Origin of the sequence: Lysobacter sp. BMK333-48F3 (genome assembly GCF_019733395.1) — a bacterium.
GTDB lineage: Bacteria > Pseudomonadota > Gammaproteobacteria > Xanthomonadales > Xanthomonadaceae > Lysobacter.
Map to the genome: position 1 here is coordinate 284,639 of NZ_JAIHOO010000001.1, position 21,465 is coordinate 306,103.

Annotated in this window: 21 protein-coding genes; 7 read left to right on the forward strand and 14 right to left on the reverse strand. The window is 70.7% G+C overall.

What is annotated here, in order from left to right; all coding sequences use genetic code 11:
- Positions 1-3: 3 nt before the first annotated feature.
- Together K4L06_RS01010 and K4L06_RS01015 are read right to left on the reverse strand one after the other, a co-directional pair.
- Entirely contained in the window at positions 4-537 is a 534-nt protein-coding gene (locus K4L06_RS01010) for an SRPBCC family protein (RefSeq protein ID WP_221669620.1), read from the reverse strand.
- 410 nt (positions 538-947) lie between these two features.
- Positions 948-1,391 carry a hypothetical protein gene (locus tag K4L06_RS01015; protein ID WP_221669621.1) on the reverse strand — a complete coding sequence of 148 codons (444 nt, stop codon included), beginning with the start codon at positions 1,389-1,391 and terminating at the stop codon, positions 948-950.
- A gap of 622 nt (positions 1,392-2,013) precedes the next feature.
- Here K4L06_RS01015 and K4L06_RS01020 point away from each other — a divergent pair.
- A complete protein-coding gene (locus K4L06_RS01020) occupies positions 2,014-2,364 on the forward strand; it encodes a hypothetical protein (RefSeq protein WP_221669622.1) in 351 nt (116 codons plus the stop codon).
- 856 nt (positions 2,365-3,220) lie between these two features.
- Here K4L06_RS01020 and K4L06_RS01025 read toward each other — a convergent pair.
- The 7 genes from K4L06_RS01025 to K4L06_RS01055 form a co-directional block, all read right to left on the reverse strand.
- A complete protein-coding gene (locus tag K4L06_RS01025) occupies positions 3,221-3,898 on the reverse strand; it encodes an IS1595 family transposase (protein ID WP_221669623.1) in 678 nt (225 codons plus the stop codon).
- Between the two features lie 317 nt (positions 3,899-4,215).
- Positions 4,216-4,611: a glycine cleavage system protein GcvH gene (gcvH, locus tag K4L06_RS01030; protein WP_221669624.1), complete on the reverse strand. Its 396-nt coding sequence runs from the start codon at positions 4,609-4,611 to the stop codon at positions 4,216-4,218.
- Between the two features lie 90 nt (positions 4,612-4,701).
- Positions 4,702-5,337, reverse strand: coding sequence for a 2-hydroxychromene-2-carboxylate isomerase (locus K4L06_RS01035; RefSeq protein WP_221669625.1), 636 nt, complete (start codon positions 5,335-5,337; stop codon positions 4,702-4,704).
- A 16-nt stretch (positions 5,338-5,353) separates the two neighbouring features.
- Entirely contained in the window at positions 5,354-6,475 is a 1,122-nt protein-coding gene (gene gcvT, locus K4L06_RS01040; RefSeq protein ID WP_221669626.1) for a glycine cleavage system aminomethyltransferase GcvT, read from the reverse strand.
- Positions 6,476-6,619: 144 nt separating this feature from the next.
- Positions 6,620-7,207 carry a hypothetical protein gene (locus tag K4L06_RS01045; protein ID WP_221669627.1) on the reverse strand — a complete coding sequence of 196 codons (588 nt, stop codon included), beginning with the start codon at positions 7,205-7,207 and terminating at the stop codon, positions 6,620-6,622.
- The gene (locus tag K4L06_RS01050; protein ID WP_221669628.1) at positions 7,204-7,650 is read right to left on the reverse strand and encodes an NfeD family protein; all 447 of its coding nucleotides are present in this window, start codon (positions 7,648-7,650) and stop codon (positions 7,204-7,206) included. The genes K4L06_RS01045 and K4L06_RS01050 overlap by 4 nt, the downstream gene beginning before the upstream one ends.
- 1 nt (position 7,651) lies before the next feature.
- Positions 7,652-8,608 (reverse strand): SPFH domain-containing protein, encoded by a 957-nt coding sequence (locus tag K4L06_RS01055; protein ID WP_221669629.1) that lies wholly within the window; start codon positions 8,606-8,608, stop codon positions 7,652-7,654.
- 110 nt (positions 8,609-8,718) lie between these two features.
- On the opposite strand from K4L06_RS01055, the gene K4L06_RS01060 reads away from it, so the two are divergent.
- The 3 genes from K4L06_RS01060 to K4L06_RS01070 all read left to right on the forward strand — a co-directional run bounded on the left by K4L06_RS01060 (position 8,719) and on the right by K4L06_RS01070 (position 11,599).
- Entirely contained in the window at positions 8,719-9,342 is a 624-nt protein-coding gene (locus K4L06_RS01060) for a sigma-70 family RNA polymerase sigma factor (protein ID WP_255594899.1), read from the forward strand.
- On the forward strand, positions 9,335-10,279 hold the full coding sequence (locus K4L06_RS01065; RefSeq protein WP_221669631.1) for a hypothetical protein: 945 nt from the start codon (positions 9,335-9,337) through the stop codon (positions 10,277-10,279). Before K4L06_RS01060 ends, K4L06_RS01065 begins: the two co-directional genes overlap by 8 nt.
- An 87-nt stretch (positions 10,280-10,366) precedes the next feature.
- Positions 10,367-11,599 carry a PDZ domain-containing protein gene (locus tag K4L06_RS01070; RefSeq protein ID WP_221669632.1) on the forward strand — a complete coding sequence of 411 codons (1,233 nt, stop codon included), beginning with the start codon at positions 10,367-10,369 and terminating at the stop codon, positions 11,597-11,599.
- A gap of 100 nt (positions 11,600-11,699) precedes the next feature.
- Here the strand turns inward: K4L06_RS01070 and K4L06_RS01075 are convergent, their stop codons facing one another.
- From K4L06_RS01075 to K4L06_RS01095, 5 genes are all read right to left on the reverse strand, one after another.
- On the reverse strand, positions 11,700-12,638 hold the full coding sequence (locus K4L06_RS01075; RefSeq protein WP_221669633.1) for a DUF6607 family protein: 939 nt from the start codon (positions 12,636-12,638) through the stop codon (positions 11,700-11,702).
- A gap of 64 nt (positions 12,639-12,702) precedes the next feature.
- Positions 12,703-13,236, reverse strand: coding sequence for a Hemin transport protein (locus K4L06_RS01080; RefSeq protein WP_221669634.1), 534 nt, complete (start codon positions 13,234-13,236; stop codon positions 12,703-12,705).
- 51 nt (positions 13,237-13,287) lie between these two features.
- A complete protein-coding gene (locus tag K4L06_RS01085) occupies positions 13,288-15,498 on the reverse strand; it encodes a TonB-dependent hemoglobin/transferrin/lactoferrin family receptor (RefSeq protein WP_221673478.1) in 2,211 nt (736 codons plus the stop codon).
- A gap of 472 nt (positions 15,499-15,970) precedes the next feature.
- Complete coding sequence (locus K4L06_RS01090; protein ID WP_221673479.1) at positions 15,971-16,216, reverse strand: hemin uptake protein HemP; 246 nt, start codon at positions 16,214-16,216, stop codon at positions 15,971-15,973.
- Positions 16,217-16,373: 157 nt separating this feature from the next.
- A complete protein-coding gene (locus K4L06_RS01095; protein WP_221669635.1) occupies positions 16,374-17,345 on the reverse strand; it encodes an aldo/keto reductase in 972 nt (323 codons plus the stop codon).
- Between the two features lie 68 nt (positions 17,346-17,413).
- On the opposite strand from K4L06_RS01095, the gene K4L06_RS01100 reads away from it, so the two are divergent.
- The 3 genes from K4L06_RS01100 (at position 17,414) to K4L06_RS01110 (ending at position 21,287) form a co-directional block, all read left to right on the forward strand.
- A complete protein-coding gene (locus K4L06_RS01100; protein ID WP_221669636.1) occupies positions 17,414-18,367 on the forward strand; it encodes a hypothetical protein in 954 nt (317 codons plus the stop codon).
- Positions 18,368-19,470: 1,103 nt separating this feature from the next.
- Positions 19,471-20,061, forward strand: a complete 591-nt coding sequence (locus tag K4L06_RS01105; RefSeq protein WP_221669637.1) for a TMEM165/GDT1 family protein — start codon at positions 19,471-19,473, stop codon at positions 20,059-20,061.
- Positions 20,062-20,150: 89 nt separating this feature from the next.
- The gene (locus tag K4L06_RS01110) at positions 20,151-21,287 is read left to right on the forward strand and encodes a GGDEF domain-containing protein (protein WP_221669638.1); all 1,137 of its coding nucleotides are present in this window, start codon (positions 20,151-20,153) and stop codon (positions 21,285-21,287) included.
- Positions 21,288-21,465 lie beyond the last annotated feature (178 nt).

Genomic DNA, 21,465 nt, shown 5'->3' on the forward strand with positions numbered 1-21,465 from the left:
GGCTCAGTGCGGGGCGTCTTCCAGGGTCTGCTTGAGCTTCAGCAGGCCCTTCTCGTAGTCCTTACCGACCATCGAATCCATCGCCAGGCCGAACCAGCGCGAGACCAGGTTGTAGCCGTGCTGGCTGTCCAGCGACCAGGTCACGCGGGTGCCGGCGCCTTCTTCCTGCAGGTCGAAGCGCGCCGTCGCCTCGGTGCCGCCGAAGTCCAGCGCGTTGACGATCCGGCTCGGCGGAGTGGACTCGACGATGCGCTGGCTGCCGCTGCCGACCTTGTCGCCCTGCCACGACATCGCCGCGCCGACGCCGGCCTGCGGGCCGCTGTAGGCGTACTTCGCGGTCGGCTCCATTTCGTACCAGGGCGACCACTCGTTGAAGCGCTGGAACGAGTTGAGCATGGCGTGGACCTCGCCCGGCGGCCGCTCGATCACGATCGAACGTTCGACATGGCTGCTGGCGGGCAGCAGGAAGCCGCCGGCCACGAACACGATGCCGAGCAACAGCAACAGGTACAGCGCCCCCTTCAACAAGGTCTTCATCGCGGCTCCCCCGAGGTTGGATTGCGGCCGAGTCGCGGCCGGTCTGTCCCGGCCGATCCTAACCGCTGCCGCGGCGGGACGACGCCGATGCCCGGCCTCGGCCGACGAGAGGTCGGCCGCGGTGCGTGCCGATTCGCTTGGCACACTTCGGCGGGGGGGGCGGGAGTCGGGAATTGGGAATCGTGGTCGGCGGCGGCGCCTGGTGAGATGCGACGTGTCGGCCGCGGGGCGCGACTGCGCTCGCTCACCCAAGCTCACGCGGTGCGCTACCGCCGATCGGCTGCGGACGGGGACGAGGCGCGGCGAGCGCGTACCGCTCCGATGCCGCATTTCGCCGCGCCCATAAAAAAACTCTCCCCCCGCCTGGGCTGCGGGGAGAGAGCTGGATTACGGCGTATCGGGGTTTCTTATTAGATCAGCGGCGCCGGGGTGGCCGGAAGAGCAGCCGAGGACTTCGCCTTGCGGGCGCGCTTGGCGGCCTTCTTCGGGGCCTTCTTGGCGGCCTTCTTAGCCGTCTTCTTGGCGGCCTTCTTGGCGGTCTTCTTGGCGGCCTTCTTGGCGACCTTCTTCGCGCCAGTCTTCTTGGCGGCCTTCTTGGCAGTCTTCTTGGTCGCCTTCTTAGCCGCCTTCTTGGCGGTCTTCTTGGCAGCCTTCTTGGCGGTCTTCTTGGCGGCCTTCTTCACGGTCTTCTTGGCGGCGGCCTTGCGGGCGGTCTTCTTCACGGCCTTCTTGGCGGCCTTCTTGGCGGTCTTCTTGGTGGCCTTCTTGGCGACCTTCTTCGCGCCAGCCTTCTTGGCGACCTTCTTCGTCGCCTTCTTGGCGGCGGATTTCTTAGCGGCTTTCTTAACGGCCATGGGATGGCTCCTCGTCAGTGGTGATCAGGGATTGATCAGTGGTAGTGCGGTAGGCCCAGTGGAAAGGGACTCTGTGAAGACAGAGCCGCGGGAGTCGGACCCGCGTGCAGCCGCCGACGCGCAAGGCGCGCCGGAACGGATCGGGGATCGCGTCCGGCCGCGGGCGCGGCGGGGGCGATGGCGCGTCGGCCGGAACGGCGGACGAAGGCGGCCGCCAGAACCGGCGGCCAAACAAAAACCCGGCGCGCCGAGTGCGAACCGGGTTGCAGGGTGCGGGACGCCAGCGATGTCATCGGGAAGGTGGATGTCATCGGCGAAGAGAGTGCGGTCAACATTTCTGCAGAGGAAGCGAACCCTGCGTCCACCGTTTTGACTGTCCGGGCGGAGGTCCGATTTGTGCTGCATGTTGTCGCGCTGGGTTTTCTCACTCTCGTCTGCAGGAAACGTCTGCTGGGCGAAACCTAATCACGCTTTTTCGCACTGTCAACAACCCCGCCGTTTTTTCTTTCCGCCGCCCCCGCCCCGACGACGCCTCGCGCGCGTCGCCGGCCGCTTCGACAAACGCGCGCGCGTATCGCGAACGCATGCGGAAGTTTTTTTTCGAGCGCGCTGAAACCCAAGCGTGGCGCGGGTTTCAGAGCGAATCAAGAAATCGATTCGACAATTTCCGCAAGCGTTTCGGGTTCGCATCGCGCATGTCGAAGCGGCGATCGACGGACGTTTCCGGAAGAAAAAATTCCTTCCCCTCGCCCCGGTCGATTTCGCGTCGCACAAGCCGATTTGCGCAAAAGTGCGCGAACGGTTTTTAGCCGCGAGCGCGACGCCGACGAGGCGCGCGCGGCGCGTGCGCGCGCAAACCGCCGACCGCGCGCGGCGCGAAAACCCGGTCGCGCTCGCGCCGGCCGCGCGGCGCCGGCGACCTCCGCGCGGATCGCGACGCCGCCGCGGCGAAACAGAAAATCCCTGCAAATAAGCGGTTTTCCATCGCCGCCGGCGAAACCGCTGCGGACGCGCGTGACGACGACGCGAAGCCGCCCGGGCGCGCGGCGAGCGCCACAGCGCCGGCGCGCGACGCGCCCCGGTTGCGGTCGGCGCGGCCGACGGCGAACGCCGTGCCGAAGCGAAGACGTGCCGAGGCATCCACTGTGAAGCCCGCGCGCGCCGGCCACCCACCGACGACCGTTCGTCGGCGCGCGTTCGATGCCGGTCGCGCGCCGTCGGCGATCGCGCGGCCGACGCGGGAGCATGCGCTCGGAGGCAGGACGCGGCCAACGCCGCCGCACCCGGGCGGCGCGACGCGCGCGGCGCCGACGGTGGAGGTGGGCGCTGCCTCGGTCGAGGCCGCTTGTCTATCGCCACTCCGACGAACAGACGCGTCCTACTGCGTCGGGTGCGAGCAACTGCACCGCGGTTTGCCGGCGGTGCCGCTCAAGGCAGAGTCCAGAGCAAATCCCCCCTGCCCCCCTTTTTCAAAGGGGGGAACAGCCGCATCCGGACGACGACAGCGGCGCCCCATCGAGCAGGGCGGGACGTTCGCATCGCCGCTCACCGACCAAGCCGACCCGTCTCCATCGCCCCCTTCGACAAAGGGGGCGCGCGCCTTGCGTCGCCGGACCCGGGACGCGAGACCGGCGGCACGGGGGATTTGCTTCTTGCCGCAGCTCACGCGAGGCGGAAACCGAAGCAAGTACCTGCCCCGCTACCGCAAGGCAACCGCGAAGCCGGACGACAGTGGGATGCGATGCCGGCGCCGCGGATCGCTCCCTTCGCCCAAGCCGGCCCACCCGCATCGCCCCCTTTTACAAGGGTCTTAGGAAGCAAACAGCCCCTCAGAGTGGGTTGGATCGTAGCAACTTGAGGGTCGCCCGGTAGAGGTCTTCGTGGCGGTGGTTGAAGCGGAACTCGCACTCCTTCAGGTGCAGGTAGAAGGTGGCCTTGGGCACCCCGTTGAATTTGGCCAGGCGCCGCTTGGCGAAGCTCCAGAAGCTCTCGATGCCGTTGATGTGGTTGTCGCCCTCGGCGAAATGATTGCCGCTGTGGCGAATGCGCCAGTGCTTGGCATAGCCCAGGTCGACCAGGCCGTCGTAGCTGGACAGACAGTCGGAGAGGATTTCGCTCTCCAGGCGAATATGCCCACGAATTAAGGCCTGAAGCGTGGCGGTTTTGCAGTTGGGGACGATCTGGGTGTAGACGTGCTGGCCGCGTTTGAGCATGCCGAAGACGATGGTTTTCTTGCCGGCGCCGCGGCCGCGTTTGCCGCGCACGCGCCACGGTCCGAAGAAGGATTCGTCGACTTCCACCTGGCCGGTGAACGGCGAATGCTGCTCGCATTCGGTGGCGATGGCACGACGCAAGGCAAGGAAGATCGAGTTGACCGATCGCACGCTCAACCCGGTCAGTTGCGCGGTGCTGGTCGCGGTCAGGTCCAGGGCCCAGCAGCGCACGAGGGCCCGAAATCGGGCCTCGCTGATTTTCGAACGGCTGTAGTACCTATTTTTCTTATTCATTTCAGGAAGATAGCTGCGTTATGAGGCAGCTTTGCTTCCTAAGACCCTTTACAAAGGGGGCGCGCGCCTTGCGTCGCCGAATCCAGGCGCGATACCGGCGGCGCGGGGGATTTGCTTTTGCCGTCTGGGCCGCGGGAGGCAGACCGAAGTCGTTGCTTCGGCCTCGTTCGGAAAGGCAACGGCAGCCGTCGCCGGCGCAGGCGCGTGGGCGCACCCGGTGCCCACAAACGAAAACGGGGAGCGCCTGGTCGGCCGCTCGCGGCCGCAGTGCGCTCCCCGTGGTTCCGGCGCCGCCCGCAGGCGGCGACGGCGACGGATCAGTGATCGTCGTCTTCGAGCAGTTCGGCGTAGTCGTCCGGGGCGAGCAGTTCGTTGAGCTGGTCAGGTTCCTCGATCGCCACCGCGAAGATCCAGCCTTCGCCGTAGGCGTCTTCGTTGATCGTCTCGGGCTTGTCGGCCAGCGCCGAGTTGACCGCGGTCACGGTGCCGGTGACCGGGGAGTAGACGTCCGAGGCCGCCTTCACCGACTCGACCACGGCGCAGGCGTTGCCGGCCTCGACGCGGTCGCCGACGTTCGGCAGTTCGACGTAAACCAGGTCGCCGAGCAGGCCCTGGGCATGGTCGGAGATGCCGATGGTGACTTTGCCGTCGCCTTCGACGCGGGCCCACTCGTGGGACTTCATGAACTTCAGATCGCCGGGAATTTCACTCATGGCTGGCCTCGAACGTGACGGGAGCGGCTGGTTGATGGCGCGTAGTTTAACGATGCGGAGCGGACATGCGACAGGGGCGGCGCCGGAACTTCAGCGCGCCGCGCCAGGGGCCTCGCTGCGATAGGGCGCGCGACCGCTGCGCAAAGCCTCGCGCAGCGCCTCGACGCGGTCCTGGCCCCAGAACGGTTCGCCGTTCAACACATAGCCGGGCAGGCCCGGCAGGTCGGCGGCGATCGCCGCCTCGGTATTGCGCCGATACCGTTCGTCGGCCGCTTCGGACTCGGCGGCGGCGAGCACCGCCGCCGCGTCGTGGCCGTGCGCGCGCAGCAGCGCGGCGACGGTGTCGCGGTCGGCGAGGTCGCGGTCTTCGGCCCAGACCGCGCGGAACGCGGCATCCATGTAACCGGCCGGATCGGCGCCGGCCTGGTCCAGGACGATCGCGCAGCGGTCGGCCAGCGACGGGTCGACCGGGAAATGCTTGGGCGCCAGGTTCAGCGGCAGCGCGCGCTCGGCGCGCGCGCGCTGCAATTCGAACAGGCGGTAACGCTGGCGCGCCGGCGCGCGCTGGCCCAGCGGCAGGCCGCCGTTGGCGGCGAACAGTTCGAAGATCCGCACCGGCCGGTAGGCCAGGCGCGCGCCGTGCTCGCGCGCCACCGCGACCACCGCGGCGTGGCCGAGGTAGGCGTAGGGCGAGAGCAGGCTGAAGTAGTACTCGACCTGGACCATGTCCGCCGCCTCCGGCTCAGCCGAGCACGCCGTCCTGGGCCTGGCCGTCGCGCACGAACGGGAACTTGACCACCCGCACCGGCACTTCCTTGCCGCGGATGTCGACGCGCACGTTGCCGGCGGCGCCGAGCGGGATCTCGCCGGCCGGCACGCGGGCGAAGGCGATCGACTTGTTCAGGGTCGGCGAGAAGGTGCCGGACAGGATCTCGCCCTCGCCCTGCGCGGTCAGCACCTTCTGGCCGTGACGCAGCACACCCTTCTCGTCCATCACCAGGCCGATCATCTGCCGCGCCGCGCCGCTGGCCCTGAGCTGTTCCAGCGGTGCGCGGCCGATGAAGTCGCGGCCTTCGTCCAGGGCGATGGTCCAGGCCAGCGCCGCCTCGTAGGGCGACACCGCATCGTCCATGTCCTGGCCGTACAGGTTCATGCCGGCTTCCAGGCGCAGGGTGTCGCGCGCGCCCAGGCCGGCCGGCTTCACGCCCGCGGCGAGCAGCGCGTCCCACAACGCCACCGCGCGGTCTTCCGGCACCACTACTTCGAAACCGTCCTCGCCGGTGTAGCCGGTGCGGGCGACGAACAGCTCGATGCCGTCGGCGGTACGGGCCTCGCCGGCGACGAACTTGCCGAGCTTGCCGATCCGCGCGCGGTCTTCCTCGCGCAGCAGGCCGACCACCTTGTCGCGCGCGTTCGGGCCCTGCACCGCGATCATCGCCAGTTCCGGCCGCTCGGTCGCTTCGACCGCGAAGGCCTGCGCCTGCTCGCCGATCCAGGCCAGGTCCTTGTCGCGGGTGGCGGCGTTGACCACCAGGCGGAAGTGGCTTTCGTCGAGGAAGTACACGATCAGATCGTCGATCACCCCGCCCTGCGGGTTGAGCATGCAGGTGTACAGGGCCTTGCCCGGCTTCTGCAGTTTGTCGACCGAGTTGGCCACCAGCCGGCGCAGGAACTCGCGCACGCGCTCGCCGCGCAGGTCGACCACGGTCATGTGGCTGACGTCGAACATGCCGGCGTCGCGGCGCACCTGGTGGTGCTCCTCGATCTGCGAGCCGTAGTTGATCGGCATGTCCCAGCCGCCGAAATCCACCATCTTGGCGCCGAGTGCGCGGTGGGCGTCGTTGAGGATGGTCTTTTGGCTCATGGGGGCGCGGCCTGCTGGGTCGGGGAGATGGAGCCGCCGATTATCCCAGAAGCGCGCGCCGCGCGCGTTGCCCGCGATTGAGTACGCAGGCGAATGGAAATTGCGCGCAGCGGCGCCGGCCCTCGCGCCGGCACGGCGCGCGGTTCACTCGCCGTCGATGCCTTCGTTGTAGCACTGCACCTGGCGCGGATCGAGATCGACGAAACGGCCGCTGGCGCGATCCAGCCGCACCGCCCAGCGCACCGCGGCGAAGGTCTCGCGCGCCTGCGCGTCCTCGACCGCGGTGTCGACGACCGCGATCGCGCCGGCGTCGGCGACTCCGTCGACGGTGCAGGTAGAAATCGACACCCGCTCGCCGCGCTGCAGCTTCGGGTAAGGCACCAGGTCGGTGATCTTCCAGCGCGCCTCGTTGCCGTTGCGGCCGGCCAGCTCGGCGGCATACAGGCGCACCGAGCGGTCGTCGGCGTCGTCGACGGTGCCGATGCTGCGCGCGCAGATCTGCTCGGCATTGCTGCCGGAACCGACGCAGCCGCCGGTATTGGAGCGGAAACCCTCGGGGAACGGCGGCACCACCCGGCCAATCCAGTTCGCCCAGTTCGTGGCGTTCGCCAAATCCGTGCGCGCCGGCTCCTGCGGCTCCTGCGGCTTGTGCGGGCCGTGCGGCGCGGCGCCGACGGCGCCGGCCGCGGCCCACAGCAGCGCGGCGATCGCCGGGGCGCGCAGCGCGTTCATGGCCGGTCCGCCGCCTCGACCTGCAGGTTCATGCCGTCGGTGCCGATCACCCGCACCGGCGTGCCGACCGGCAGGTCGGGGCCGCTGACGTCCCAGAACGCATCGGCGATCTGCACCCGACCCACGCCCTGCACGATCGCCCGCTCCAGCGGCACGACCCGGCCGACCAATTGCTCGGCGCGGCGATTCAGCAAGGGCCGGTCGCTGGCGCGCTCGCGGCCGCGGAACCAGGTCCGGTAGACCTGGATCGAGACGAAGCTCAGCAGCACGAACGCGGCCACCTGGGCCAGCACGGTCAGCCCGGGAAACACCAGCACCAGGGCGAACACCGCGGCCGCGGCAAGGCCGAGCCAGAGCATGAACGCCCCCGGCGCCAGCGCCTCGGCCGCGAACAACAGCAGCGCGATCGCCGCCCAGGCGATGGTCTGCCAGTTCCAGATCATCTCAGCCCCCCGACCGCGGCGGCACGCCCGGGCCGCGCGCCGGCGCCTGCCGGTCCATCGCTTCCTTGGCCAGTTCGGCGATGCCGGCCAGCGAGCCGATCACCCCGGCCGACTCCATCGGCATCATCACGAACTTCTGGTTCGGCGCCTCGGCCAGCGACTTGAACGCCTCGATGTACTTCTGCGCGACGAAATAGTTGATCGCCTGCACGTTGCCGCGCGAGATCGCGTCCGACACCAGTTGGGTGGCCTTGGCCTCGGCCTCGGCCAGCCGTTCGCGCGCCTCGGCCTCGCGATAGGCCGCCTCGCGCTTGCCCTCGGCGGCCAGGATCGCGGCCTGCTTGTCGCCCTCGGCGCGCAGGATCTCGGACTGGCGGTGGCCCTCGGCTTCGAGGATGTTGGCGCGCTTTTCGCGCTCGGCCTTCATCTGCCGCGCCATCGAATCGACCAGGTCGCGCGGCGGCTGGATGTCCTTGAGCTCGATCCGGTTGACCTTCAGGCCCCAGGGATGGGTCGCCGCGTCGACCGCGTTGAGCACTTTGGTATTGATCTCGTCGCGCTTGGACAGCGACTCGTCCAGGTCCATCGAGCCGATCGCGGTGCGGATGTTGGTCATCACCAGGTTGAGGATGGCGATCTCCAGGGTGGCGACCTCGTAGGCCGCCTTGGCCGCGTCCTGGACCTGGAAGAACACGATGCCGTCGACCTTGACCACCGCGTTGTCCTTGGTGATCACGTCCTGGCTCGGAACTTCCAGAACCTGCTCCATCATGTTGATCTTGCGGCCGACGCCGTAGATCACCGGAACCAGGAAGTGCAGCCCGGGGTCCATGGTGTGGGTGTAGCGGCCGAAGCGCTCGACCGTCCACTGGTAGCCCTGCGGGACCATGCGCACGGTCTTGAACAGCAGCACCACCCCGGCGAACACCAGCACCATGGCCAGCAACGACGTACCCATGACTCCCCCTTCTCCTTGTCCGGTGGCCTCAGTATAGGCCTGCCGACCGGCTGCGACCCTTCACGCCCCTGCTGCATCCTTGTCCTGGAATGCCGCCCGAATCCCAGCCCATGCCGCTGTCCCCGCCGGAGCCGACGCGCCCGCTGTCGAGCTTCGCCATCGACGTCCCGGAGACGTTGCTGGCCCGCGCCCGCGCCGGCGAAGGCCCGGCTTTCGAGCAGATCTACCGCTGGTTCGAGCGGCCGGTGTTCACCCTGGCGATGCGGATCGCCGGCGACCGCGACGAGGCCACCGAAGTGCTGCAGGAGACGATGCTCAAAGTGCTCACGCGGATCGGCGACTTCCGCGGCCACCGCGACGGCAGCGGCACGCCGTTCTGGGGCTGGCTGCGCCAGATCGCGGTCAACGAGGCGCTGATGCGGCTGCGCAGCCAGCGCCGCCACGAGCACGCGGTCGAGGCCGAGGACGAACACCTGGCCGACGACCGCACTCCGCCGCCGCCGGCCGCGGCCGACGCCGCCGCGCTCGGCCGCGCCCTGGCCCAGCTGCCCGCCGCGACCCGCAGCGTGCTGTGGCTGTACCACGCCGAGGGCTACACCCACGAGGAGATCGCGTCGCTGATGCAGCGCACGCCGAGCTTCTCCAAATCGCAACTGGCGCGCGGCGGCCGCCGCCTGCGCCAATTGCTGGAACCGGACATGCAACGCAACTCCCTGGAGCAGGCCCATGCCTGACCATTCCCTCTCGCCGCCGCAGGACTGGTCCGACGCGTTCGCCCGGCTCGGTCCGGAAACCCCGCCCGCCGACGGCTGGGCGCGCCTGTCCGCGCAGTTGCAGGCCCACGCCGCGGTCGAACCGCTGGCCGCGGTGCCGGTGCAGCGCCGACGCGGCGCCGTCCAGCGTTGGGCCTGGGCCGCTGCTGTCGCCGCGGCGCTGCCGCTGGCTGCGTTGTGGCTGGTCCAGCGCGAGGCCGATGTGCCGTCGCCGCTGCCGGCCGCGCCGGTCGCCGCGGTCGATGCCGCCGCGCTGCCGGCGACGCAGACGCCTGCGGCCGGACCCACGCCGGCGATCACACCGTCTATTGCGCCGACTATTGCGCCGGCCGTCGCGGCCGACACCCGCAGCGCGGCGGCCGCCACCGTGCCGGCCGCCGCACCGGGCCAGCGGCGCACGCCCGCGGCATCGGCGCCGGCCGCCTTGGCCCAGCGAACGCCGCGTGGCGCGACGGGCGCAGGCGACCGCGAGCGCGCCGCGGCGCCCGCACCGGGTGCCGCTTTGTCTACCGATTCGGCCGTCGACACCGCCGTCGCCGGCACCAGCGCCGAGGACGGCGCCGCCGTCGACCGCATCGCAGCCGCTGGCGGCAGCTTCGGCGCCGCCGCATTGGCGCGCCTGCAAGGCGAATCGGCTCAGCTCGAATCCCTGGTCGCCCTGGCCCGCGACGACCGCGTCGGCAGCGGCGCGGCGACCCTGATGAGCGCCGAACTCGACCACGGCATCGCCGCGATCGACGCCGCCCTGTCCGCCAGCGGCATCGGCGAAACCGAGCGCGTCGCACTGTGGCAACAACGCGTCGACGCCTTGCGCGCGCTCGCCGGCGTCGAAGGCTCGCAGCGCTGGTACGCGGCCCGCGGCGAGCGCTACGAAGACGCGCTGGTGCGGGTCGACTGAGCCGTCCAGCATTCGCCCGTCGCCCTGCCCCGCTGCCGCCCTCCTCCCGTCTTACCCGACCCACCCAGCATCACCGCGGAGACCGCCATGCAACGCCCGATCCTGATTCCCTTGTTGCTCGCCGCAGCCGTCGCCGGCGCGCTCGCCAGCGTCGCCGCGGCCAGTTCCGCGGCCGAACCGGCCGGCGCCGCGCCGCAGGTGCAGCGCAAGACCATCGTCGTCGCCCATCCGGACGGCCATCCGGCGCCGCTGGCGCAGCGGGTCAAGCGGCCCTTGCTGGGCGTGATCATCGACGCCGACGACGCCGCCGGCGTGCGCGTGCTCGCGGTCACTCCCGACGGCGGCGCGGCCAAGGCCGGGCTGCGCAGCGGCGACCGCCTGCTGTCGATCGACGGCAGCGCGATCGACGGCGCCGACCAGGACGCGCGCCTGGCCAAGGCCCGCACCCTGCTCGGCAAGCTGCAAACCGAGCGCGCCGCGCAACTGCGCTACCGCCGCGACGGCCGCGACGCCACGGTCGCGGTCGTCCCGCAGCTCGGCAACCGGGTAGTGGTGCTCGATCGCGCCGACGGCGCCGGACCCGGCCCGCGCCGCGAAGTGCGCATCCACCGCATCGGCGACGGCGAGACCTTCGAGTTCCACGACGCCGGTTTCGACTTCGATTTCGATGCCGCGGTCGCCCCGGCCGTGGCCGCGGCGGTGGCGCCGCAGGTGCGCAGCGAGGTGATCCGGCTCAGCCGCAACGACCGCTGCAAGGGCGGCGATTGCAAGTGGCCGGCGATCAGCGAAGCGCTGCGCTGGAACGGCCTCAACCTGGCCTCGGTCGACGCCAAGCTCGGACGCTACTTCGGCGCCCAGCGCGGCGTGCTGGTGCTCAGCACCGGGCCGGAACTGGCCGGGCTGGAAGCCGGCGACGTGATCCAGAGCATCGACGGCCGTCGCGTCGACACCCCGCGCCAGGCGATGGAGGCGCTGCGCGGCAAGTCCGAGGGCAGCCAGGTCGCGGTCGATTACCTGCGCGACCGGCGCAACGCCCAGACCCAGCTGAAAGTGCCGAAGGCGATCAATTGGACGCCGCCGCGCCCGCCGGCGCCGCCGGCACCGCCCGCGCCGCCGTCCGCACCCGACCTGCCGCCTCCGCCGGCGCCGCCGTCCGCGTCCGACCTGCCGGCTCCGCCGACGCCGCCGGCGCCGCCCGCGCCGCCCAAGCGCAGCGCATCGGCCCGATCGCCGGCCATGGCCTTCGCGCCGCCGGCGCCGCCCGCTCCACCGGCGCCGCCGAGCTGGGCCGACAGCGCCCGGATCCACGCGGTGTATTGAGCCGGGTGCGGACCGGAACGCAGAAACGACGAAGGCCGGAGCTCGCGCTCCGGCCTTCTGCATTGCGCCGGTCGGCCCGGCGCGCGGCGCGCATCCGCGCTTACTCGGCCGGCGCGCGCTCGACCCACTTGGCGAACACCGCGTCGATCTGGCCGGCGCCGACCGGCTTGCCCGCTTCGCGCTGGCCGGCCTGCTCGAACAAGGGAATGATCATGGCCATGCCGTCGACCTTGGTCTTCAGGCGCACGCCCGGGGCCTGGCCGAGATAGCGCTCCCAGCGCTCGCGCACCTGCGCCCAATAGTCCTTGGTCGCAGTCCAGTACGTGTAGGCCGGCTTGAAATCGACTTCGCGGGTCTTCTGGTAGTCGTTGAAGCCGAACTCGCGCGCCAGCTCCTCCTGGCTGCCGTCGGGCTTGCGCAGGACCTTGGTGTTGAACTGCTCGTGGGTCCAGCCGCCCGGGGTCAGGGTGTGGCGGTTGACCGCGACGATGGCGTTGTAGTCGCTGCGCTTGGTGTACTCGCGTCGCGGCAGCGGCCGCCAGCTCGCGTCGCTGGTCCAGGTCGCCACGCCGTTGGCGTAGTCCCAGCGGCCGGTGCCGCAGTAGCGCGGCGCGTCGCTGACTTCGTACACGCATTGGGTCCAGGCGCCGCGGTTGAGCTCGGCCGCGATCGGCCGCACCTGCCAGGTCTGGTCGGCGCTGAATTCGAAGCGCTGCGGGGCCTCGAAGCTCCAGTCCTGGCGCCAGTGCTTGGTCACATGGCCGCTCTTGGCGTCGACCAGGATGTGCTGCAGGACGATCTTGCCGGGCCGGTCCTCGACCACGATCACGGTCTCGTTGCCGCCGCTGCGCATCGCCGGCGCGCGCTCGTAGCCCGGCTTGAGCAGCACGGTTTCGTCGAAGGCGAAATCGACGATGTATTCGCCCTGCATCGCCAGGATCGAGGCGCGATCGCGCTCGGGCGCGGACGCCGCCGATGCGGCGAGCGGAGTCAGCAGACAGATCGCCAGCAGGCTGGCGCGGTGAGTTAGTCGGGTCATGGCGGAAGCTCGTAAGTCGTCGGAGTAGAAAGAAACAAAAGAAGAACAGGGAATGCGGCGCGGCTCAGGCCGGTGCCGCGGCCTCGGCGCGGTCCGACCGGCGCGAGGCCAGGCAGCAACAGGCGTCGGCCTGCGCGTGCAGGCGCGCGCCCTCGGCCGCGGCGATGCGCCGCGCGTGCGCCAGGCCCAGCGCCGACGGCTCGGCGCGATCGGCCAGCAGGATGCAGTGGCCGGCCTCGTCGGCCAGCACCTGCAGGCGCAGGATCTGCGCCTGCCAGGGCCCGCGCAGCCGGCGCAGCCAGCGCCGGCGCAGGCGCGCCCAGGCGCTGCTGCGGGCCTCGCCGCCGCGGCAGGCCGGCAGCGCCGCGATGGCGTCGTCCCAGGCCAGGAAATCGCTGTCCGGCAACAGGTACAGGCACCAGCAGGCGCGCCCGGCGCGGTCGCGGAACAGCACCGCCTCGCAGCGGTCCTCGCCGTCGCGGCGCAGCAGGCGCTCGGCGCGCTGCGCATGCAACCAGCCGTCCAGCGCATCGCGATGGCGCGGCGGATACACGCACAGCACCGTCGCCACCGCGGCCAGATGCTCCGGCGCCGGCATGGCGGCGCCCTCTGCATCGGCGGCAACGGCGGGCGACGGCGCGCGCATGGCTTACCAGCTCACCGAGACGCTGGCGCCGACGTTGCGGCCCGGCGCGGTATAGCGGTCCAGGATGGCGCTGCTCGCGCTCAGGCCCGGCAGGTCGCCGGCGTCCCAGTAGGTCTTGTCGGTCAGGTTGAACACGCCGACGTTGAAGCGCGCGCCGGGGGCGAAGTCCCAGTGCGCGAGCAGATCGAGTGCGCCGTAGCCCGGTGCGGCGAAACGGCCCGGCGCCGGCAGCTCGGTCTTGTGGCGGGCGAAACGACCCGCCAGTTCGACGCCCCAGGCCTCGCGGTCGTAAGCCACGCCCAGGCTGGCGGTGAGCGGCGCGATCGATTCCAACGGCCGGTTCGCGGTCTTGTCCTCGCCCTTGCTGTAGGCGGCCGCGCCGCGCAGCGACCAGCCCGCCAGCGCGTCGTTCCAGGCGCCGAAGTCGATGCCGCCGCGCAGCTCGACGCCGCGGATCCGCGCCTTGGCCACGTTCTGCGACTGGAACACGATCAACGGCGTCTGCGGCGGCGCGCTGACCTGGCGGTTGGATTCGATGAAGTCCTGGTAATCGTTGTAGTACGCCGACAGCTGGGCGTAGCCGACCGAGTTGCTGAAGCGCAGGCCGAGTTCGTAGCCGTCGCTGGTCTCCGGCTTCAGGTTCGGGTTCGGAATCGCGGTGTAGCCGAACTGCAGATTGGTGAAGCCCAGGTTGACGTCGCTGTAGGGCGGCGCACGGAAGCCGCGCTGGTAGCCGCCGTACAGCGACCAGTCCGGGGCGAAGTGCCAGACCGCGCCGAGCTTGGGCGAGACGCTGGTCTTGCTGAGATCGCTGACCTGCACGCCGGGGTTGTCGCCGTTCCAGATCGCGTCCTTCTGCGGCCGCAACTCATAGCGGTCCACCCGCACCGCCGGCACCAGGCGGAAGGCGCCGTCGGCGAAGCGGATCTCGTCCTGGACGAACACGCCGGCATTGCGGGTCTTGCTGACCGGGAAATCGCGCACCGGGAACACGTCGGGCAGGATCGCGTTGCTGACCGCGCCGGTGGTCAGGTTGACCGCGCGGCCGTCGCGCTTCTGGCGGAACTCGGTGGCCTCGTACTCGAAGCCGTAGGTCAGGGTGTGTTCGACCGCGCCGGTGGCGAAGTCCTTGTGCGCGGTGGCCTCGGCGCCGTAGACGCGCTGGTCGAAGTCGAACTCGCGCAGGCGCAGGGTCGGGCTGGTTTCGCGGCCGCCGATCACGCTGACCCGGTGCTCGCGGGTGCGCTGGTTGGTTTCGCTGTCCTGGCGATAGACCTGCCAGCGCAACGAATCGGCCAGGGCGCTGTCGAGCGCGTCGATTTCGTGCGCGAACGCGACCCGGGCCCGGGTCTGGCGGTCGTTGCCGGTCTGCGACAGCACCCGCACCGCCGGCGCGCCGGGCATCGACAAGGCGGTGCCGCGCGCGCTGTAGACGTCGGTGTCGGTCTGGTCCTCGCTGCCTTCCACGGTCAGACGGAAGCGCTGGTTCTCGCTCGGCGCGTACACCAGCTTGGTCAGCAGGCTGCGGCCGTCGTTGCTCTGCGGGTTGGGCCGGGTGCGGCGCGCATCCAGCGAGGCGCGTTCGCCCTGGTTGTGGGTCTCCTCGCCCTGGTGGTGGTTGAGCACCACCAGGCCGGACCAGCGCTCGCCGCCGAACGCGGCGGTGGCGCCGCCGAACAGGCTCTCGTTCTTGCCCTCGTAGCCGAGCTTGAGGCCGAAATAGCTGCCGGCGCCGTCCTTCAGATAGTCCTGCGGGTCCTTGCTGACAAACGCGACCACGCCGCCGAGCGCGTCGGAACCGTGCAGCGCGCTGCTCGGGCCACGCACGATCTCGACTTCCTTGACCGTGTCCAGGTCGACGAAGTTGCGCCCGGCGCTGGAGAAGCTGCCGATCGAGAAGCCGTCGGAGATCGAGATGCCGTCGACCAGCACCCGCACCCGGTTGCCGCCGAGACCGCGGATGCGGATGTCGCCGAGGCCGAAGCGTTCGCGGTTGGAGCCGACCTCGATCCCGGGCTCGTAGCGGAACAGGTCCTTGAGGTCGCGCACCAGCTCACGGTCCATGCGCTCGCGGTCGATCGCGCTGACCGTCGCCGGCACGTCCTGCACCGCGCGTTCGGTGCGGGTCGCGCTGACCACCACGCGCTGCAGTTCGTTGACGTCGCCGGAGGCGTCGGCCGCGTCGGCGGCGTGGGCCAGCGCAGGCAAGGCCAGGCTCAAGGCCAGGGCGAGCGCGCAGCGGGCGGGATGGGAGCGGGCGACGGAAGACAAGGAGGCAACACGGGCGTGGACGCGGGACATGCTTCGACTCGGATAGGGAAGTGGGGCCGAGGCGAGCTGGCGTCCGCATAGATCGGGGCTGGCAGCCTTTGGAGAGAGAAGGTGCTGGCGGGTCGGCGGGGCCGACGCATCGCACCGCGCCCATGCCGGGCGCGGTGCGGGTGGTGCGGGCGATGGCGTTGCGTGCCGGCGCCTCGGTCGCGCTGCGCCGTGCACGGCGCAAGCGACCGACGTGGGGAGGGAGCGCCGTCGGGTGCGTTGGAGCGTGCCGGCCTGGGCGGAGAGCGAATGCCTCTCGTGCCTGATCGGGGCGCATCGAACGCGGGTTTGTTTGGAGCGGACCGGCTTGAGCGAGAAAGCGGGATGTTGCCTTCTCGTGCTTGGCCGGGGCGCGCCGAACGTGGGCTTACTTGGTCAAAATCAACTTGTCGTTGCGGGTATGGCGCAGGCGGTAGACCTCGCCGCCGTGGCGGATCAGCACTTCGCGCGCGCCGCGCAGCAACGAGGTGCTTTCCAACAGCACGCCCTGGGCCGCGGCGACGACGGCCGAGGTCACGGAGGCGGGGGCGACGGCGGCGACCGGCGGGGCCGGCGCGACGATGGACACGGAACGATCAGTACGGGGCTTCAGCTGCAGCACCGGGTTGCGCATGGACATGGCGGTGACTCGTTCGGGGGTGGGCTCGGTAAAAATGATAATGATTCTCATTTAACCGTCAACACCCCGGCGGCCGGAACTGCGACTGAGGTCAAACGCGGCAAAGCCGGGCTCGCGCCGCCCGGCAGCCCTGCCCTGTTCATGCCCCGGCTCAGGCCACCGCGTTCTCGATCCGCAGCCAGTCCGCCTCGCCGATCCGCCCGGCCAGTTCCAGCGCCTGCAGGTTCTGCCGCAGCTGATCGCTGCGGCTGGCGCCGAGGATCACGCTGGACACATGCGGGTTGCGCAGGCACCAGGCGATCGCCAGCGGCGCCGGCGGCTCGCCGAGTTCGCGCGCGATCGCCGCGAAGGCCTCGACCCGGGCCAGCCGGCGCTGCTCCGAGCCGCCGACCACCAGCCGCTGCAGCCAGGCGGTATCGGCCAGGCCGAGCCGGCCCTGACCGGAGAAGCCGTCGCGGTATTTGCCGCTGAGCAGGCCCGAAGCCAACGGCGACCAGGTGGTGGTGCCCAGGCCCAGCTCGGCGTACAGCGGCGCGTATTCCAGTTCGACCCGCTCGCGGTGCAGCAGGTTGTACTGCGGCTGCTCCATGGTCGGCGGATGCAGGTGCTGGGTGCGGGCGATCTTGTGCGCTTCGCGGATCGACGCCGCCGGCCACTCCGAGGTGCCCCAGTACAGCACCTTGCCCTGCCGGATCAGGCCGTCCATCGCCCACACCGTTTCCTCGATCGGCACGTCCGGATCGGGGCGATGGCAGTAGTACAGATCCAGGTGCTCGACCTGCAGTCGGCGCAGCGCATCGTGGCAGGCTTCGACCACGTGCTTGCGCGACAGGCCCTTCTGGGTCGGAAGCGGGTCCTCGACCGAACCGAACATGACCTTGCTCGACACGCAGTAGCCGTCGCGCGGCAGGCGCAACTGCGCCAGCGCCTGCCCCATCACCCGCTCGGCCTCGCCGTTGGCGTAGCCCTCGGCGTTGTCGAAGAAATTGATCCCGTGGTCCCAGGCGGTGGCGATCAGCTCGCGGGCCAGATCGGCGCCGATCTGGCTGCCGAAGGTGACCCAGGCGCCGAACGACAGCGCCGACAATTGCAGCCCGGACGAACCCAGTCGACGATATTGCATGGCGGCGCTCCGCGGATCGGCGATTGCGGGCATGCTACGCCCACGGACGTAAAGGCGAAGGACGGCTTGTGGCGAAATCGGGCATTCGAATCCTGCCGGCGGCGCTGATCGCGATCGCGGTCGCGTTGTTGGGTTGGCAGCTATGGCGCGCGAAAGCGCCGCCACCGGCGGGCCCGGCCGAGCCGGCGCAGACCGCGGACCCGGCGCCCGCCGGCGAGGACGCGGCCGGCGCGCCGGCCGCGACGCAGGCCGAGCGCAAGATCCAGCCCAGCCGCGGCCCGGCCTATCGCAATCCGCAGTTGGCCGATCTCAAGCAACGCGCCGACGGCGGCGACAGCCGCGCCGCCTGCGAACTCGGCGTCGACCTGCTGCGCTGCGTCGACCTGACTCCGGCCGAGCAGGTGCTGGCCAATGCCGAAGCCAATTCGCGCACCCAGATGCCGGCCGAGCAGCGCGCCTACCACGAACGCACGGTCAACCGGGCGCGGCAGTTGTTGGCCGAGTGCCGCAACGCCCCCGAGGACGCCTGGCACCAGGGCAATCACTACCTGCGCCAGGCGGCGCTGGCCGGCGAACCGGAGGCGATGTACCGCTATGCGCGTGGCGATTCGGTGCTGGCCGACTACTCGCGCATGGCCACGCCGGAGTTCGACCGCTGGCGCGCCGAGGCCGGCAACATGCTGCAACTCTCGTTCGAGGCCGGCTATCTGCCCTCGGTATTCGACCTGATGGTCGCCTACAGCGACAACTCGTCGCCGATCGCCGGGCTGGTGGCGAACGACCCGACCAAGGCGCGGGCGATGCGGCTGCTGGTCGGCCGCCTGGCGGGCAAGAACGCCGATCCGCCGGAGGCCCGCTACGCCGCGCTGGAACCGGCAGCCGCGGCGCTGGCGGCGCAATGGCAGCGCGATTACTTCCCCACGGTCAAACCGCCGCTGCAGCGCTTGCCGCGGATCATGCCGGGCGGCTTCGCGACCCTGTTCTCCGAAGACAACGCCGGACCGCCCTGTTCGCAACCCTGACAGGCGCGCTGGCCGACGCCCGCAACGCCGCCGCGCCGTCTGCAGGAGCAGCGTAAGCCGCGACCGGGGACGCGCAGAGCATCCCTCGCCTGCGTCGCCGACCGACGCCGTGCACCATCGCGCGCCGCCACCGCCCAAGGGGTAGGAGCGACGCAAGTCGCGACCGCGCCGCTTCGGCGTCGACGCCGCTGGCCGGAAATCCTCGCGTCTCCGGTCGCGGCTTACGCCGCTCCTACAAGAGCTACCCCTTCGCCTGTAGGAGCGGCGTAAGCCGCGACCGGGGACGCGCAGCGCATCCCTCGCCTGCGTCGCCGATCGACGCCGTGCACCACCGCGCGCCGCCACCGCCCAAGGGGTAGGAGCGACGCAAGTCGCGATCGCGCCGCTTCGGCATCGACGCCGCTGGCCGGAGGACGTCGCGTCTTCGGTCGCGGCTCACGCCGCTCCTACAAGAGCTACCCCTCGCCTGCAGGAGCGGCGTAAGCCGCGACCGGGGACGCGCAGAGCATCCCTCGCCTGCGTCGCCGACCGACGCCATGCACCACCGCGCGCCGCCACCGCCCAAGGGGCAGGAGCGACGCAAGTCGCGACCACGCCGCTTCGGCATCGACGCCGCTGGCCGGAGATCCTCGCGTCTTCGATCGCGGCTGACGCCGCTCCTACAGGGAGCGGTCGGCGCGGGCGACGCGGTGCCGGCAGCCGGCGCGGTAGCCGGGTTGGCGCGGTCGCGACTTGCGTCGCTCCTACCCCGCTCCTGCCCCGCTCCTGCCTCGCTTCGGCTCGCGGCTTGCGGCCTGTCCCAATCGGGCGGTTGCGAAACGTTCTCATTCGCCGGGTATCGCCGAAGCTGACGTACAATCGCCGCACTTTCCTCCTCCGGGGAGTAGCCCACCCGCCGACGCGAGTCCGCGGGGGCATGCGTCAACACACTTGGCCAACCGGCCATGGCGCATGAGCGGCAGCCAGCAGGTCCGCGATCCGGCATTCCGGCGCGGCCGCCAGCCACCACGGGCAAGACCGAAGGCAGGCGTTGCGCGTAACCCGGGTCGGGCCGCGCGGCGTCCGCCTTCGCGTCCACGCGAATGCCCGACCCCGGAGTTTCCATGGATCTGTCCTTCCTGCCGGCCTCGGTCGCCACCACCGCGGTCTCGACCGGCACCGTCGCGCTCGCCGAAATCGGCGACAAGACCCAGTTGCTGGCCCTGCTGCTCGCCGCCCGCTTCCGCAAGCCCTGGCCGATCATCGCCGGCATCCTGGTCGCGACCCTGCTCAATCACGCCCTGGCCGCCTGGTTCGGCACCCTGATCGCGCAGTGGCTGCGCCCGGAAATGCTGCGCTGGGTGGTCGCCGCCAGCTTCCTCGCGGTCGCCTTGTGGACCCTCAAGCCCGACCAGCTCGACGACGAGGAACCGCGCTTCTCCGCCCGCGGCGCCTTCCTCGCCACCACCATCGCCTTCTTCTTCGCCGAGATCGGCGACAAGACCCAGGTCGCGACCGTGCTGCTGGCGACCCGCTACGAACCGCTGTGGGGCGTGATCGCCGGCACCACCGTCGGCATGCTGCTGGCCAACGTGCCGGTGGCCCTGCTCGGCAGCCGCTTCGCCGACCGTCTGCCGCTGAAGACCGCGCGCCTGCTGGCCGCGGCGGTGTTCGCCGCCCTCGCGATCTGGGTCGCCCTGCGCGGAATCGGCTGATTCCCGGCCGATTCCTGCCCCGGCGGGAGCCGCTCGCGCGGCTCTCGCGCTATGCTCGCGGCGACCGCAAACAGGGGAGTCGGGTAGGGATGCACGGCATCGGCGGGAGGCTGCGCGGCGTGGTGCTGGCGCTGTTGGTGCGGCCCGACGAAATCATGCTCGAGATCGGCGCCGGCGGCGAGCTGCTGGTGGCGCGGCTGCGCGCGCTGCTGGCGGCGATGCTGCTGTTGCTGCCGCTGTTCAACGCGATCGGCGGCGGCAGCGTCAAGGAAACTCTGATCGGGCTGGGCGGGGCGATCTTCGTCAACGTGTTCTCGCAGTTGTGGCTGGCCCTGGCCCGGCGCCAGCGCCGCTACCGCTGGCTGCCCTTCGTCACCGCCGCCTTCGACGTCACCACCACCACCCTGGTGCTGATCGCGCTGGCGGCGCAGCACCTGCCGGCCGGGCTCAACAGCCTGATCGTGTGGTGCGGCTATCTGTTCGCGATCCTGCTGACCGCGCTGCGCAGCGACGGCCGGGTGGCGCTGTTCGCCGGCCTGCTGGCCCTGGTCGAGTACGGCCTGCTGATCGTGGGCGTGTTCGCCGCGGCGACCTCGCCGGAAGACCTGCTGTCCAGCGACTACGGCGCGGTCACACTCGGCAGCCAGACCCAGCGCCTGGTGCTGCTGGCGATGATGACCGTGGCCACCTCGATGGTGGTGTACCGGATGCAGCGCCTGATCGAGATGTCCGGCACCGACGGCCTGACCCGGCTGCCGAACCGGACCTGGCTGACCCATCGCATCCCGCGCCTGTTCGACACCGTGCGCCGCGACGGCGGCAGCCTGACTCTGGCGCTGATCGACCTGGACCACTTCAAGCGGATCAACGACGAGTACGGCCATCGCCTGGGCGACCGCAGCCTGCGCCACCTGGTCGCGGTGCTGCGCGAGCAGGCCGAGCCCAGCGAATGGCTGGTGCGGCTGTCCGGCGGCGAGTTCCTGCTGGTGATGCGCAAGCCGCTGGGCACGGCGTTCGAGGAGGTCGACGCGATCCGCCGCACCGTCGCCGAACGCCCGTTCGAACCCGGCCGCGGCGCCGAGCCGCTGTGGCTGAGCTTCAGCGCCGGCCTGGTGACCTTTCCGCAGGAAGGCGGCGACCTCTCGCGCCTGCTGCGCCGCGCCGACCAGCGCCTGCAGCGGGCCAAGCAGTCCGGGCGCAATCGGGTCATGGCGCGGGATATCTGAACCGAATCGCCGCAAACGGCACGGTCGGCTCGTCCGTCCGCGCCGCGGGCGGCATCGGCGCGCCGCCTGCGGGCCCGCCCGGCGTCGCCGGAATGGGCGCATCGTGCGCCGATCCGGCCCGGATCGAGCCCGGTTCGGGGCCGATTTTCGCGCTTCCGAGCCAGCCGCGGCTTGCCGC

Bases quoted from the DNA above. Each gene is read 5' to 3' on its own strand.
- K4L06_RS01045 (WP_221669627.1), bottom strand. From the start codon at position 7,207: ATGAACGCGCTGCGCGCCCCGGCGATCGCCGCGCTGCTGTGGGCCGCG.
- K4L06_RS01075 (WP_221669633.1), bottom strand. From the start codon at position 12,638: ATGACCCGACTAACTCACCGCGCCAGCCTGCTGGCGATCTGTCTGCTG.
- K4L06_RS01015 (WP_221669621.1), bottom strand. From the start codon at position 1,391: ATGGCCGTTAAGAAAGCCGCTAAGAAATCCGCCGCCAAGAAGGCGACG.
- gcvH (WP_221669624.1), bottom strand. From the start codon at position 4,611: ATGAGTGAAATTCCCGGCGATCTGAAGTTCATGAAGTCCCACGAGTGG.
- gcvT (WP_221669626.1), bottom strand. From the start codon at position 6,475: ATGAGCCAAAAGACCATCCTCAACGACGCCCACCGCGCACTCGGCGCC.
- K4L06_RS01050 (WP_221669628.1), bottom strand. From the start codon at position 7,650: ATGATCTGGAACTGGCAGACCATCGCCTGGGCGGCGATCGCGCTGCTG.
- K4L06_RS01035 (WP_221669625.1), bottom strand. From the start codon at position 5,337: ATGGTCCAGGTCGAGTACTACTTCAGCCTGCTCTCGCCCTACGCCTAC.
- K4L06_RS01060 (WP_255594899.1), top strand. From the start codon at position 8,719: ATGCCGCTGTCCCCGCCGGAGCCGACGCGCCCGCTGTCGAGCTTCGCC.
- K4L06_RS01110 (WP_221669638.1), top strand. From the start codon at position 20,151: ATGCACGGCATCGGCGGGAGGCTGCGCGGCGTGGTGCTGGCGCTGTTG.
- K4L06_RS01025 (WP_221669623.1), bottom strand. From the start codon at position 3,898: ATGAATAAGAAAAATAGGTACTACAGCCGTTCGAAAATCAGCGAGGCC.
- K4L06_RS01105 (WP_221669637.1), top strand. From the start codon at position 19,471: ATGGATCTGTCCTTCCTGCCGGCCTCGGTCGCCACCACCGCGGTCTCG.
- K4L06_RS01055 (WP_221669629.1), bottom strand. From the start codon at position 8,608: ATGGGTACGTCGTTGCTGGCCATGGTGCTGGTGTTCGCCGGGGTGGTG.
- K4L06_RS01065 (WP_221669631.1), top strand. From the start codon at position 9,335: ATGCCTGACCATTCCCTCTCGCCGCCGCAGGACTGGTCCGACGCGTTC.
- K4L06_RS01090 (WP_221673479.1), bottom strand. From the start codon at position 16,216: ATGCGCAACCCGGTGCTGCAGCTGAAGCCCCGTACTGATCGTTCCGTG.
- K4L06_RS01095 (WP_221669635.1), bottom strand. From the start codon at position 17,345: ATGCAATATCGTCGACTGGGTTCGTCCGGGCTGCAATTGTCGGCGCTG.
- K4L06_RS01080 (WP_221669634.1), bottom strand. From the start codon at position 13,236: ATGCCGGCGCCGGAGCATCTGGCCGCGGTGGCGACGGTGCTGTGCGTG.
- K4L06_RS01010 (WP_221669620.1), bottom strand. From the start codon at position 537: ATGAAGACCTTGTTGAAGGGGGCGCTGTACCTGTTGCTGTTGCTCGGC.
- K4L06_RS01070 (WP_221669632.1), top strand. From the start codon at position 10,367: ATGCAACGCCCGATCCTGATTCCCTTGTTGCTCGCCGCAGCCGTCGCC.